This is a genomic window from Gemmatimonadaceae bacterium, assembly GCA_035606695.1.
In the GTDB taxonomy this organism is placed as follows: Bacteria; Gemmatimonadota; Gemmatimonadetes; order Gemmatimonadales; family Gemmatimonadaceae; genus JAQBQB01.
Genome location: DATNEW010000022.1, coordinates 21444 through 36011, shown reverse-complemented (window position 1 = coordinate 36011; position 14568 = coordinate 21444). Strand labels below are relative to the sequence as shown.

Sequence of the window (14568 nt, the reverse complement as noted above, 5' to 3'; positions counted from 1 at the left end):
CCCGAGTCTCGCTTAGTACATCCCGCCCATACCGCCCGGCGGGCCGCCGGCATGCGGCGCTTCCTTCTCCTTCTTCTCGACGATCAACGCTTCCGTCGTGAGCAGCAGTCCCGCGATCGACGCCGCGTTCTGCAGCGCCGTCCGCGTCACCTTGGTCGGGTCGATGACGCCGGCCTGCACGAGATTCTCGTACGTGTCGGTGAGCGCGTTGTAGCCGAACGCGTCATCCTTCGAGCCGCGCACCTTCTCGACGACGATCGAGCCTTCGCCACCCGCGTTCTGCACGATCATGCGGATGGGCTCCTCGATCGCGCGACGGATGATGTCGACGCCGATCTGCTCGTCGGCCTCGTCGAACTTGAGGCCCTTGAGCGCGCGCTGCGCACGGATGAGCGCCACGCCGCCGCCCGGGACGATGCCCTCTTCCACGGCCGCACGCGTCGCGTGCAAGGCATCTTCCACGCGCGCCTTCTTCTCCTTCATCTCGGCTTCGGTCGCCGCGCCGACGTTGATCACCGCGACGCCGCCGGCGAGCTTCGCCAGACGCTCCTGGAGCTTCTCCTTGTCGTAATCCGACGTCGAGCTCTCGATCGCGCCCTTGATCTCCTTGATGCGGCCCTGGATCGCGTCTTCCGAGCCCGCGCCGTCGATGATCGTGGTGTTGTCCTTGTCGACGACGATGCGCTTGGCGCGACCGAGGTCGGTGATCACCGCGTTCTCGAGCTTGAATCCGACTTCCTCGCTGATCACCTGGCCGCCGGTGAGCTTCGCGATGTCCTCGAGCATCGCCTTGCGACGATCGCCGAAGCCCGGCGCCTTCACGGCGCAGACCTTGAGCGTGCCACGCAGCTTGTTCACGACCAGCGTCGCGAGCGCCTCACCCTCGACATCCTCGGCGATGATGAGCAGCGGGCGACCCTGCTGCGCCACCTTCTCGAGCACCGGGAGCAGGTCCTTCATCGACGAGACCTTCTTGTCGTGGATGAGGATGACCGCATCCTCGAGCACCGCTTCCATCTTCTCGGGATCGGTGACGAAGTAGGGCGAGACGTAGCCGCGATCGAACTGCATGCCCTCGACGGTGTCGAGATCGGTCTCGAGGCCGCGGGCCTCTTCCACCGTGATCACGCCGTCCTTGCCGACCTTCTCCATCGCTTCCGCGATGAGGTTGCCGATCTCGGCGTCGTTGTTGGCCGAGATGGTGCCGACCTGCGCGATCTCCTTCTTGCCCGAGGTCGGGACGGAAATCTTCTTGAGCTCGTCGACGATCGCCTGCACCGCCTTGTCGATGCCGCGCTTGATCGCCATGGGGTTGGCACCGGCGGTGACGTTCTTCAGGCCTTCGCGGAAGATCGCCTGGGCGAGCACGGTCGCGGTGGTGGTGCCGTCGCCGGCGTTATCCGACGTCTTGGTGGCGACTTCCTTCACCATCTGCGCGCCCATGTTCTCGAGCGGATCGGTGAGCTCGATCTCCTTGGCGACGGTGACGCCGTCCTTGGTGACGGTCGGCGCGCCGAACTTCTTGTCGATGACGACGTTCCGGCCCTTGGGGCCGAGGGTGACCTTGACCGCTTCCGCGAGCTGGTCGACACCGCGCTTGAGCGCCGCGCGCGCATCGACGTTGAAATGGAGTTCCTTGGCAGCCATATGAGAACCTTGATGTTAGTTGTTGAATATTAGAGATCTAAAATCGAGGGCCTAGGCGAGGACCGCCAGGACGTCCGACTCGCGGAGGATGAGCAGCTGCTCGCCGTCCACGGTGACCTCGGTGCCGCTGTACTTCCCATAGAGCACCTTGTCCCCGACCTTGACGTCCATCGGGACGCGCTTGTCCTTCTCGAAGCGGCCGGGGCCGACGGCGACGATCTCGCCCTGCTGCGGCTTCTCTTTCGCCGTGTCGGGGATGTACAAGCCGCCACGCATCGTCTCGGCTTCCTCGAGGGCCCGGACGACGACGCGGTCGGCCAGCGGTTGCACCTTCACACCGGTCTTGGTGGCCATACGGAATGCGCCTCCTGTCTATCGCTGCGGTGAAAATCGATGAGAACGAATGGTTAGCACTCACCAGCGGGGAGTGCTAACAGAATCGAATTCTACGCGGGTCCGGGGCGACCGTCAAGGCCTCCGCCAGTCGTGACCGTGTCTGCGTAAGTATTTATCATAATGTTACTTACGATAACCACAGCCGCGACGGATCAGTCTGAGCCCCTCAGCAGCGTGTGCGCGATCTGAAGCCCCTGCAGCGTCAGATACGGCTCGACCCGATCGAAGGACGTGCACAGCTTCGCCATCGTCTCCGCGAACCCGCCCGTCGCGATCACCATCGGTTCCGACAGACGAGGCCACTCGGCCCGAATGCGGCGGACGATGCCGTCGATCGCCTCCGCGGCGCCGAACATCACGCCCGCGCGAATGCATTCCTCGGTACGACGGCCGATCACGCGCGACGGAATCTCGAGCTCCGTCGCCGGCAGCTTCGACGTCCGGCGCGTCAGCGTCTCCGACGCCGTCATCACGCCCGGCGCGATCACGCCGCCCAGGAAAACCCCCTCCGCGGTAATGCAGTCGAAGGTCATCGCGGTGCCCATGTCCACGACGATCGCATCGCACGCAAAGATCCGGCTCGCGGCGAGCGTGTTGATCAACCGGTCGGCGCCGACGGTCATCGGCTCGTCGACGTCGAGCGTGATCGGCAGCTTCGCGCGCGCGTCGATGATCAGCGGCTCGCCGACGCCGAAGTATTGGCGGCACGACTCGGCCAACGAGCCCGTCACGCGCGGCACGACGGACCCAATCGCGACGCCGTCGACCATGTCCGGCGTGAACTCGCTGGCCGCGAGCAGCGACCGCAGCAGAATGCCGAATTCGTCGGGCGTGCGCGCGACGTCGGTCATGATGCGCCAATGCCCGCGCAGATCGGCCTCGCTGAACAGGCCGATCGTCAACTCCGTATTGCCGACGTCGAAAACCAGGATCACGAGTTCTCCTTCACGGCTTCCGCGAGCACGAGCGATCCGGCGCGCACCGTCGTGACCTGCGCCGGTCCGGTCTCCGACAAAGCTACGTCGACCACGAGCGCTCCGCTCGCGTCGATGCCACGCACCACGCCGGCCACGGGCTCGACGCACCGGCGATCGCGCGCCAGATCGCGCGCGGCGAACGCCGAGAGTTCATCGTCGCTGAGCCGACCTGTGCACGCCGCGGCCGCACGGAGCGGCGCGACGATGCGCGCGAGGACATCGTCGCGCGTGACACCGTCGCGCAGACCGCCGGCCCGGGGTTCGCTCGCCGGCGGACGCAGGTTGATGCCGACGCCGATCGCGATCCACTCCGGCTTGGCGTCCCGCCACCGGGCTTCGATGAGAATTCCGGCAAGCTTGCGATCGGCCACGTAGAGATCGTTCGGCCATTTGAGCCGAACACTCGACTCGGCGAATGCATCGAGCGCGGGCGCGAGCGCGAGTCCCACGCGCAACGACAGTACCTCGAGCGCCGACGCATCGCACGGACGCTCGATGAGCGTCAACCAGATGCCGGCGCCCGGTTCGGAGCGCCAGCTTCGCCCCATGCGCCCCCGCCCGGCGGTTTGCCTGTCGGCAACGATCAGCGTACCAGGCGCCGCGCCCTTCGCCGCGAGGTCGTGCGCGACGTCGAGCGTGGACGTGACTTCGGGAAGAAAGATCGGCGATGGTGAGTCGGTCAACGGCGACGCTTCACCGGTGTTTACCGCACGAACACGAAGAAGTACACGATCGCCAGCACGACGCGATACCAGCCGAACGCGCGGAAATCCCGCTTCTTCAGGTAGGCCAGGAACGACTTGATCGCGACGATGGCCATGAGGAAACTGATAATGAACCCCACCGCGAGCGCGGGAATGTTCTCGGAGACGGCCGAATGGTTCTTGAGGAGCTCGAGGCCGCTGGCGGCAAGCATGGTGGGCACGGCGAGCATGAACGAGAACTCGACGATCGTGCGCTTGCTGATGCCCAGCACCATGCCGCCGACGATCGTCGCGGCGGAGCGCGAGACGCCGGGCACGATCGCGATCGCCTGGAAGAGACCGATCAGCAGCGCACGGCCATACGTGATCTCGGAGAAATCCACGTCCGTCTCTTCGCGCTTGCTGAAGCGCTCGAAGATGATGAGGATGATGCCGCCCACGAGCAGCGACGTCAGGATGACGTGAATGTTTCCCAGAAGATATTGCTTGAGGATTTTATAAACCGTCAATCCAATGATGCCCGTCGGGATGAAGGCCACGACGAGCTTCTTCAGTACCTCGATGTTCAGGAACTTCTGCCAGTACAGGATCACGACCGACAGGATGGCGCCGAACTGAATGATGATCTGAAAGCTCTTCATGAATTCCGTCTCGGCCAATCGCAGCGCGTTGGTCGCGAGAATGAGATGCGCGGTGGACGAGACCGGCAGGAATTCGGTGATCCCTTCGACGATGCCGAGCATGATCGATTGCCCGATCGACAGCGTGGTCGCGGCAACGGCGGGCGCGGCGGGAATGGCTTGCAGGAGGTGCGGCGGCGGGATCGTCACGTCGGCGTGGGTCGGGGGTCGGGGCTGCCGGCGCGTTGCGTGAGCGACGGCAGAGACAAGGCGTGTTCGTAGAAGGCTTCGTATTCGGCGACGATCGCGTCGAGCGAAAACCGTGCGCGCGCGTCGGCGGCGCCGGCGTAGCTCATGGCGCGCCAGCGCGGCTCGTCGCGCAGGATGTCGATCGCGGCGGCCGCCATCCCTTCGACGTCGCCGACCTCGCACAACACGCCGGTCTCATTCTGCTTCACGACTTCGGGCAGCCCGCCGGTATTCGAGCCGATGACCGGCACGCCGGACGCCAGCGCTTCGAGCGCGCTCAAGCCGAACGACTCGCTCTTCGACGGCAGCAGGAACAGATCGGCGCCGGCAAGGAGCGGCGCGACCGCGTCGATCTTGCCGAGGAAGAAGACTTTTTCGTGGACGCCGAGCTCGCGGGCTTCGGCTTCGGCGTCCACGCGGTCGGGGCCGTCGCCGACCATGAGGAGCACCGCGGGCAGTTGTTCCTGGACGCGGTGAAAGATCTTCACGACGTCGCGCACGCGCTTGACGGGGCGGAAGTTCGAGACGTGCATGAGCACGCGCGTCTCGGACGAGACCTGTTCGTCGAGGATCGAGGTATAGCGCGTGCGGTCGTAGATCTCGGGATCGACGAAGTTGGGAATGACCTCGATGCGGCAGGCCGTGCACCCGAACGTGGTGAGCGTCTCGGTCTGCAGATAGCGCGACACCGCGGTCAGGCCATCAGACTTTTCTATTGAGAATTTTGTAATCGGCCGAAACGACGGATCCTGGCCGACGATCGTGATGTCCGTGCCGTGCAGCGTCGTGACGACGCGAATGTCCGGCCGCGCCGTCCGCAGCATTTCCTTCGCGATCCACGCGCTCGTGGCGTGCGGAATGGCATAGTGGCAATGCAACAGGTCGAGCCCGTGATCGAGCACCACCTCGTGCATGCGCACCGCGAGCGCGAGGTCGTAGGGTGGATACTCGAACAGCGGATAGCGTCCGACGTCCACTTCGTGGAAGTAGATGCGCGGCGAGAATGCCGGCAGCCGGAACGGCTGCGCGTAGGTGATGAAGTGAATCTCGTGTCCGCGCCGGGCGAGCGCGATGCCCAGCTCGGTCGCGAGCGCGCCTGAACCGCCGTACGTGGGATAGCACGTGATGCCGATCTTCACTTGGGGCGGCTCCACTCGCGCACGATCGCGCGCCAACCGTCGGTGAGCGGGTTCACGCGCGTGACCGAGCCTTCGGGCAGCTGATGCCGAAACCACGTGCGCTGCCGCTTGGCGTACTGTCGCGTATCGATCAGGATCTGATTGCGCGCCGCGTCGCGAGTCAGCTCGCCGCGCACCAACCGTCGCACGACGTCGTATCCGGTCGCGTTCCAGGCCGGCGCGTCCGCCGGAATCGTCTGCATCAAGCGCCGCACCTCGTCTGGCCAGCCGTGATCGAGCATCTCGTCGATGCGCGCACCAATTCGGTCGGCGAGCGCGGGGCCGGGATCCACCACAAGATAGCGCGGGCGCCAACGGGTCGACCGCGGCCGCTCGCGATGCAATTCGCTCAGCCGGCGTCCGGTGAGGAGCGCGATCTCGATCGACCGCAGCAGTTGCGTGCGTCCGAGATGCGCGCGGCCGGGATCGAGTTGCATCGCCCAACGGCGCAGTTCGTCGACAGGCAACGCGCCGATGATTGCCTCGAGCCGGCGGCGGCGTTCGACGTCGAGCGGTGGCTCCTCGAACAAGCCCTCGAACAACGCGCGCACGTAGAGTCCCGTACCGCCGACGACGATTGGCCGCCGTCCCTCCGCGATCGCCTCGGCGATCCATGCGTCCGCGCGCTGTGCCCAGAGTGCGGCCGTGTAGCGCGAGGTTGGGTTGGCGACGTCGATGCCGCGGTGCGGGACACCGGCGAGCTCTTCGCGCGTCGGCTTCGCGGTGCCGACGTCGAAGCCGCGATATACCTGGCGCGAATCGGCGCTCACGACGAGCGACGGCGTCTCCTCGGCGAGCCGGAGCGCGATCGCGGTCTTCCCCGCCGCCGTCGGTCCGCAAATGACGAGCACGTCACCGCGGTCGGTCGAGTTATTTGCGGCCGAAGCGTCGCTCAATCTCGTCCCACGTGAGTTGCACGATCGTCGCGCGGCCATGCACGTCGTGCGCGGGAAGCGTCGTATCGCGCAGCGCGACGAACAGCGCGCGCATCTCTCCCGGCGACAGCGAGTCGCCCGCCTTGATCGCCGCCTTGCACGCGACCGTCGCGGCGAGTCGTTCATGGCGCGCATGCGCTCCCGTCTCGCGATCGCCGGTGAGCGTCGCGAGCGTTTCGCGCAGACAGCGTTCGGGATCGAAGCGTGGATGCGGCATCGGCACGGCCCGCACGATGAGCGTGTGCCCGCCAAAGCCCTCGATCTCGAACCCCAACCGCTCGAAGAGCTCGCGATGTGTCTCGAACGCTTCGCTCTCAGCGGGCCCCAGGTGCAGCGTCATCGGAAAGAGCAATCGCTGCGACGGCTGCTCGCCACATTCGAGTGTTCTCATGAACTGCTCGAACAGCACGCGTTCGTGCGCGGAATGCTGATCGATGAGCACGACACCGTGTTCGTGCTCGAACATCAGATAGGTCCGCTGCAGCTGAATGAGCGGAGGAATGTCGGAGACAGGGCGCGACGCTTCAGGCAGCGCGGCCGCGGACGCCGACGCGGAATCAGACGCGGCGAACAATCCGTCGCTCGTCGTCGTCGTCGGCTGGAGCGACTCGACGTCGACCGGTTCCGCGGGAGCCGGGGCGGTGCCGGCGAGGGCGGCGGGCCACACGCTCCGACCGAACGTCGCCCCCGCGTCGAAGGTGCCGAGTGCGCGGCGCACCGCGCGTTCGACGGTCTGCTCGACCTGCCAGCGATCGCGGAATCGTACTTCAGCTTTCGCGGGATGCACGTTCACGTCCACCATGTCTGCCGCGACGACGACTTCGAGAAACAGAGTCGGACGCACGCCGCCTGGAATCGTCGAGCGATACGCGGCTTCCGCGGCGCGCACGATACCGATGTCGCGCACCGCGCGGCCGTTCACCGAGAGAAAGATCCGCCGCGTCGCCGTGCCGACGTCGGCCGGTCGCTCGACGAGTCCCGCCACGTGCGTCGTCCCGCTCACCTCGTCGACGCCGAGCAATCGTCCGGCGACGCTGCCGCCGTGAATCGCGGCCAGTCGATCGCGCAGCGAGGCGGCGGCCGGGAGATTGAGCATCGGCTTGCCGTCGTGCGAAACATCGAGACGCACGTCGCGCCGAGCGAGCGCCATCGTGCCGACGACGTCGAGAATCGCGCGCCACTCCGAGCGCGCGCCGCGCAGGAATTTCTGGCGCGCCGGCGCGTTGTAGAACAGCCGCGCGACGCGGACGGTCGTTCCGCGCCGGCGTGCGGCGTCGGTCACTTCGCGCACATGTCCGCCCTCGACACGCACGAGCGTACCCGCGCCGTCATCGGTCGCGGTTTCCAGCTCGAGCTGCGATACCGACGAAATCGCGGCAAGCGCTTCGCCGCGGAACCCGAAGCTCCGCACGCCGACGAGATCGTGCGCGCTCCGAATCTTCGACGTGGCGTGACGCTCGATCGAGAGCACCGCGTCTTCGCGCGACATGCCGCTGCCGTCGTCGCTCACGCGAATGGTCTGTCGGCCGCCATCTTCGATCGCGAGATCGACGGCGTGCGCGCCCGCGTCGAGCGCGTTCTCGACGAGCTCCTTCACGACGGACGCCGGACGTTCCACCACCTCGCCCGCCGCGATTTGATCGGCGACGGCACTCGGCAGAACGGCGATGCGCGAGTTCGGCGAAGCTGGCGGAGACTGCGGCGCGGCGGACACCGCGCAAAGCTACCGGTGCGGCGCGCGCTCGGTCAATTGGCGAGTGCCGACGTGTCGACGGCGTCGAGGGAGATCAGCGATGGGTTCTCCAGCCAGCCGTCGCGGCCGTCGTCGAGCACCACGCGCGTCCACGCGCCCTGTCGGCCGGCGACACGCACCACTTCGCCGATGATGGCCGTTGCGCCGCGATCCCCGCCGAGCTCGGGGTCGCTGCTCAACGACGCGGTGTGTCGAATGACCGCGACGTGGCGGCCGGACATCTTCTCTTGCAGCGCGAATCCGCCGATCGCGACGAGCACCGCGATCACGGCGAGCGTTACCGTTTCACGTGCGCCGACGATTTGACCGCGCGCCGCACGCACGGCCGCCGCGCCCCATGCGAGACACCAGAGGAGCGCCGCGACGTCGAACACCCATGCGGGCGGCAGTGGTGGAACATACCCGGCGGACGTCCACGGGAGCGCGTGCACCAGCTCGACGCGCTCGCGAAGGTCGGCGGCCAACGGCTCGAGTCGCAGCGCGCGCTGCCATGCGCCAACGCTGCGCGCGGTGTCGGCCACCGCCCACGACGCCGTGCCGACGTTCGCCCACGCGTCCGGCGCTCGCGGCTCCGCACGGGCGGCGGCGATGAACGACTCGCGCGCCGCGACGAAATTGTGCTGCTGGTACTCGCTGACGCCGGCGTCGAAGAGGCGGCGAGCATTCACGCCGTCGAACGCGTGCACGGCGGCGGCGGTGCTCAAGGCAATCGCGACGATGATCCCGAATACCGGCGCGGCGATCTGCGTGCGAGGCAATGCTTCCTCATCCACCGTGCGATAGATCCGGCTCGCGCGATCCGCCGCGTCGGGCGCAAGCGTGCCCGACGACGAGAATGCCGCTTCGTCGAGCTCGCGCAGAAAACGTTCGGCATCGAGCGCGACGTCGGTCGAGACACCGCGCCGGCGAAGCGCGCGCGCCAACCCGCCGGCGCGCGTGAAGCTTTCGGGTTGCAGCCCGAGTCGATCCGCAAGGGCGAGCGTGAACGTCCGCCGCACCTCGCAGGGATCGCGCGCCGCATTGCTTTCGCGCGCGAGCGTGGCGAGTCGCGCCGTCGCTGACGCCGACATCGGTATCGCGCGCCGGCGACGATCGCGGGAACGGAGCGTCAGCGCGGGAACGGGCAACAGCGCGAGCACGGCCCAGAAGACCGGATGCTCGTGCAACGGCGAGCCCGCGACGCCGCGGTATCGCGTGCGCAGCGACAGCAGATTCTCTGTACGCGCTGTATCGGCCGACGCGAGCGCGCCGGGCGCCACATGCATGTGCGTCGTGCTCGTGGCCGCGACTTCGTATCGCCGGGTTTCGGGATTGAAGTAGCTGTAGCGAATCGGCGGGACGTCGAGCTCACCCGCGATCTTTGGCGTCAGCACCCAATCGAATTCCTTGGAACCGGCGATCTTGCGCGCGGTGGTGTCCACGTCGACGCGTTCGTCGCCTTTGACGAGCGTCGCCCAGCCCAAGCCGACGTTCGGTCGCGGAAAGAGCTTCACGTTTCCCGTACCCGACACGCTGACCGTCAGCACGACCGGATCGCCGACGCGCGACGTTGACGTATCGACTTTGGCCGCGAGGCGCAGATTGCCGACCGCGCCGCCGTAGTCGGCGGGCCGGCCGCTCAGCGGCGGCTCGACGGCGACGATGATCGTGCTGTCCGTTTGCAGCTCGTGCGTCTCCTCGCGGCTGAAGAAGCTGGCCGACAACGGCAGCGAGTAGACGAGTTGCGCCGGTGGGATCGCGAAGCGGCCCGGCATGAGCGGGAACAGCGCGCGCTGATACACGAGCGCGTCGAAGCAGTGCGATCCGCCGGTCCGGTGCGCACTCTCACCACGCGCCGGCAGATCGTAGGCGAGCATCGACTGCATGTCGGGCGGAAAGAACGTGGGGTTGCGGCGCAGCCGGTCGCGCACCGTTTGATTCAGAAACACCGCGACTTCGTAGTTCGCCTGCTGTCCGACATAGACGGTCTCGGGCACCGTGAGCGCTCGATAATTGACGTCGAGGCTCGTGTCGATGCGCGCGCGGGCAACGACCGTCGGTACGTTCGCCCGGGCACCGCTCCGCACCGAGATCTGCACGAGGCGCGAGCGCGTGCTCGCACCGTTCAGCCGTGCTTCGAACGGCGCGATCGAGAACGTTCCGATGCGATCCGTCGTCAACACATACCGATATTCGGCAATCACAGAATTCTGATCGTACGTCACGTGCGGCACGGCGGACGACCGGAGCACGTCGAACGGATAGAACGACGGCGAGACGAGCTGCGGCGCGACGCGGCCAGGAGCCCGCACCGCGACACTGACCTCGATTGCCTCGCACGCGGCGGCGCTGTCCGGCGCGTGCGCGACGATCGCGAGCTGCGCGAACAGCGCCAGCGCGCCGATCACCAGTCCTTTCCTCCCGGCGGCGGCTCTTGCCGGTTTTGTTTCTGCTTCTTCGCCTGCACGTCGCGCTCTTCACGCGCCGCGCTGCCGAGGAGCTGATCCGCCTGCTGCTGTCCGAGACCACCCTGCGGCTGCGGCGCCTGGCCTTGCGGCGACTTGTTCGACTGGCCGCCACCTCCCCCGCCACCTCCTCCTCCACCGCCGCCACCACCGCTCTGCTTCTTCCTGAGCGCGAGCTCGTAATTCCACTTGGCGTCGAGATCGTTCGGGCGCATCAGAATGGCTTTCTTGTAGACGGCGAGCGTCGAATCGAGCTCGCCGTTATCCTGCCCCGCCTGCGCCGCCAGTCCCGGCTTGAGATGCGCGAGCCCGAGATTGAACAGCGCGCGGAAGCGGAGCTCCTCGTCCTTGTCATCGGAGAGTCGGCCGAGCACCTCGGCGGCACTCTGCGTGGAGTCGGCGGCGACGAGCGACGTGCCGAAGTTGTACATCGTCTGCGTCGACTTGTCGCCGGCGGTGATCGCGTCGCGGAAGAGCGAGGCGGCGTTGCTGAACTGACCGCGATGATAGGCGGTGACGGCGGCCTGATTGCGCGACAATCCCGCGCAGCCGTTGAGCGAGAAGGCGAACAACAGCGTCGCGGCGACAGCGGCTTCGGCTGACGCAGCGCGCCGGCGACGACGACCGCGGCGCTCCATCAGCGCGGTGTCGAGCAACAGGAGCACGAGCGCGGGGAACAGGAACCACTGATACCGAGGCGTCTTGGTCTCGCCGCCCGCCGACGCACGCGCCTGCGTACGCAGCGTGGCAAGCGCTGACTTCACGCGTGCGGCCTTGTCGGTGGCCTCGGCCGGAATGAAGGTGCCGTTCGCGGCATCCGCCGCGGCCTTGAGAATTTCTGGATGATAATTCGTGATCACCGTGTTTCCATTCTCATCCTTCTTCGTTCCGATGGTGCCGTCGGGATTCTTGATTGGAATGGTCGTGCCCTGCGTGGTGCCGAAACCGACGGTGACGACGCTGATGCCCTGCGAGCCTGCCCGCTTGGATTCGGTAACGATGTCATCGAGCGGCTCGAACGCCTCGCCATCACTCATGACGACCAACGCCTTGTCGGAGCCACCCGTGCTGACCGTCGCCAGGTCGACACCCTGCCGAATGGTGCGCGCGAGCGAGCTGCCCGCCTGCCCCACCACCGAAGGATCCAGGTTGTCCAGAAAAAGATCCAGTGCGCCGGCGTCGATGGTGAACGGCGAGAGCACGTAACTGCGCCCAGCGAACGCAAGCACCGCGACGCGATCCCCCGGTGAGAGCGCGCGCAAACGCCGTACTTCTTCCTTCATCTTTTCCAGGCGGCTGGGCCGCTCGTCCTGTGCCATCATCGAGAGCGACGCGTCGAGCGCCAACACCATGTCGATGCCGCGCGAGCGCACGACGTCGCGCTCCTCCCCCCATCGCGGGCCGGCGACGGCGAGTCCAACCAGCGCGCTGGCGCCGCAGAGCCGCGCCATGCGCCAGCCCGGCGGCGTGAGCGTATTCGCGGGAATGAGCCGCGCGATCACGTCGAAATTGCCAAGCCGTTCGAGCCGGCGCTTGCGCTGCCGATACGAGTGCCGCAACACGAAGAACGCGAGCAGCGGCAGCAGCAGCACGAGCGGCAGCAGATACGGATAGTCGAAGACCACGCCGGCGAACGAGACGTTCATGGCAGCGGTCCTCGACGCGCCGCGAGCAACAGCTCGGTCACGAGCGCCAGCGCCGCGAAAAAGAGCGGCCAGCGGAACAGCTCCGTGTAGCGCACGTACGAGCGCGTGCGCACCGGCTCGCGCTCGAGCTGATTGATCTCCTGATAGATGCGATCGAGCGCCGCGGCGTCGCGCGCCCGGAAGTAGCGGCCGCCTGTCGTCTTCGCGATGTCGGCGAGCAGCGGCTCGTCGATCCGCACGAGCCGATTTTCGTAACGCAAGCCAAAGAGTCCGCGGCCGACCGGAACCGGCGCCATGCCTTCGGTTCCGACACCGACCGTGTAGATCTTGATGCCGAACACGGCCGCCGCCTTCGCCGCGGTGCGTGGATCGATCGACCCGCGATTGTTCTCGCCGTCGGTGAGCAGAATCATGACGCGGGAACGGCCGGGCGCATCGCGCAATCGGTTCGCTGCCGTCGCGATCGCGGTGCCGATCGCCGTGCCGTCCTCGAGCTGCCCCGCCGCGAGATTGTCGACCGCCGCGTTGACGACCGGATAGTCCGTCGTCAACGGCACCTGCGTCAACGCCTCGGACGCGAACGCCACGACGCCGATGCGATCGCTGGTGCGCGCCGCGATGAATCGTTTCACGACGTCCTTCGCGACTTCCAGCCGATTCTGCGGCTGGAAATCCTGCGCGAGCATTGAGCTCGAGAGGTCGATCGCGAGCGCGATGTTGATGCCCTCACTCGTCACGTCCTCAGCATGCGCGCCCGCCCGCGGACGCGACAATGCGACGATGGTCGAAGCCAAAAGCAGGTTGCGCAGAATGAACAACATCAGCGTCGTCGCGCGACCGGCACGCGGGCCCGCGGCGAGAACGGCGACCCGCGAGAACACAATCGCCGCCGGACGGCGGCGCCGGCGCACGATCCACCAGATCGGCAGCGCAAGCAACAACAGCAGCGCCCAGGGCGTCGCGAATTGCACGGAGCCAAGGGAAATCATGCGGCGCGTTCCTGAGGCGATGCCGTCGCCGCCGGCGGCTGCGACGCCTGATGCTCGTGCTCGACGATCGCGCGCGCCTCACGTCCAATCTCGCGCGCTCGCTCCGAGCTCACGGGACGCCGCGCGAACTTGATCAGATCCGCTTCGGTGAGCAGCCGCGTCAACCGATCCTGCGGCACGTGCGGCAGCTCGCGCGCGGTGCGCTGTAACTCCGTGCTCGTGAGCGACAACGTCGCCACGGCATAGCGCGCCGAGAGATAGTCGCGGAGCACTTCGACGACGAGCGTCACATGGCGTCCGCGCTCACCGGCATCGAGCAGCCCCAACGCATCGATGCGCTCGAACTCGGCCACCGCGCGCGCGTACGGATCGACGATCACGACGGGCTTGGGACGCCGCCGCCGCTTGATCCACCACCAGACGATCGTGCCGATGCCAATGATCGCTGCCGCGATCAATGCCCACAGCCACCATGGAAACATGTTCGACTCGAACAATTCGCGAGGCGGCTTCGCTACGCGCTGCGCGCTGTCTTTCGGCAGGAGACTGCGCACGAATACGGAATATCCGCCGAGTGGAATGCGGCGCTCGACGCCGTTCAAGTGCACGATGGCGTCGTCGAGCTTGATCGGCTGCGATCCGATGTCCCACGCGGCGACGCGATAGTCGGCGTATTGCTCGATCGCGGTCGTGTCGCCGGTCGTGCGCACGGCCACGGGATCGAGCGACTGCACGGTCGACGTCGAATCCGTCATGCGCGGGAAGTCGATCGTCGCGCCGCGCGGCGCGCGAATGCCGACGGTGATGCGGAACGGATCGCCGATGCGCACGGAGTCGGGCGCGACGGTGACGCCGGCTTTCACCTGAATGGTCTGGGCTCGGGCTGTATGCGCAGCGATTGTCATCCCGAGGAGCGCAGCGATTGTCATCCCGAGGAGCGCAGCGACGAGGGATCTAACATCCCGGCAGAGAGATCTGCCCCTCATCCGTGACACACGATTCCTCGCTCCGCTCGGAATGACGACGTTTT

General features: G+C 66.8%; 12 protein-coding genes. All 12 read right to left on the bottom strand.

All coding sequences use genetic code 11. The features are described from left to right. Positions 1 to 12 precede the first annotated feature (12 nt). Positions 13 to 1647: a chaperonin GroEL gene (gene groL / locus VN706_09555; protein HXT15864.1), complete on the bottom strand. Its 1635-nt coding sequence runs from the start codon at positions 1645 to 1647 to the stop codon at positions 13 to 15. 51 nt (positions 1648 to 1698) lie between these two features. Continuing rightward, positions 1699 to 1983 carry a co-chaperone GroES gene (locus VN706_09550; protein ID HXT15863.1) on the bottom strand — a complete coding sequence of 95 codons (285 nt, stop codon included), beginning with the start codon at positions 1981 to 1983 and terminating at the stop codon, positions 1699 to 1701. Positions 1984 to 2195: 212 nt separating this feature from the next. After that, positions 2196 to 2978, bottom strand: a complete 783-nt coding sequence (locus tag VN706_09545; protein HXT15862.1) for a type III pantothenate kinase — start codon at positions 2976 to 2978, stop codon at positions 2196 to 2198. Further along, complete coding sequence (locus tag VN706_09540; protein ID HXT15861.1) at positions 2975 to 3703, bottom strand: biotin--[acetyl-CoA-carboxylase] ligase; 729 nt, start codon at positions 3701 to 3703, stop codon at positions 2975 to 2977. The genes VN706_09545 and VN706_09540 overlap by 4 nt, the downstream gene beginning before the upstream one ends. A 20-nt stretch (positions 3704 to 3723) precedes the next feature. Beyond that, positions 3724 to 4554: an undecaprenyl-diphosphate phosphatase gene (locus VN706_09535; protein ID HXT15860.1), complete on the bottom strand. Its 831-nt coding sequence runs from the start codon at positions 4552 to 4554 to the stop codon at positions 3724 to 3726. Then, positions 4551 to 5732, bottom strand: coding sequence for an N-acetyl-alpha-D-glucosaminyl L-malate synthase BshA (gene bshA / locus VN706_09530; GenBank protein HXT15859.1), 1182 nt, complete (start codon positions 5730 to 5732; stop codon positions 4551 to 4553). Before bshA ends, VN706_09535 begins: the two co-directional genes overlap by 4 nt. Beyond that, positions 5729 to 6622, bottom strand: a complete 894-nt coding sequence (gene miaA / locus VN706_09525) for a tRNA (adenosine(37)-N6)-dimethylallyltransferase MiaA (protein ID HXT15858.1) — start codon at positions 6620 to 6622, stop codon at positions 5729 to 5731. Before miaA ends, bshA begins: the two co-directional genes overlap by 4 nt. Before the next feature lie 19 nt (positions 6623 to 6641). Next, the gene (mutL, locus tag VN706_09520) at positions 6642 to 8420 is read right to left on the bottom strand and encodes a DNA mismatch repair endonuclease MutL (GenBank protein ID HXT15857.1); all 1779 of its coding nucleotides are present in this window, start codon (positions 8418 to 8420) and stop codon (positions 6642 to 6644) included. Positions 8421 to 8452: 32 nt separating this feature from the next. Beyond that, positions 8453 to 10846: a BatD family protein gene (locus VN706_09515; GenBank protein HXT15856.1), complete on the bottom strand. Its 2394-nt coding sequence runs from the start codon at positions 10844 to 10846 to the stop codon at positions 8453 to 8455. Beyond that, positions 10843 to 12549, bottom strand: coding sequence for a VWA domain-containing protein (locus VN706_09510; GenBank protein ID HXT15855.1), 1707 nt, complete (start codon positions 12547 to 12549; stop codon positions 10843 to 10845). Before VN706_09510 ends, VN706_09515 begins: the two co-directional genes overlap by 4 nt. Beyond that, positions 12546 to 13538: a VWA domain-containing protein gene (locus VN706_09505; GenBank protein HXT15854.1), complete on the bottom strand. Its 993-nt coding sequence runs from the start codon at positions 13536 to 13538 to the stop codon at positions 12546 to 12548. The genes VN706_09510 and VN706_09505 overlap by 4 nt, the downstream gene beginning before the upstream one ends. Beyond that, a complete protein-coding gene (locus VN706_09500) occupies positions 13535 to 14443 on the bottom strand; it encodes a hypothetical protein (protein HXT15853.1) in 909 nt (302 codons plus the stop codon). Before VN706_09500 ends, VN706_09505 begins: the two co-directional genes overlap by 4 nt. Positions 14444 to 14568 lie beyond the last annotated feature (125 nt).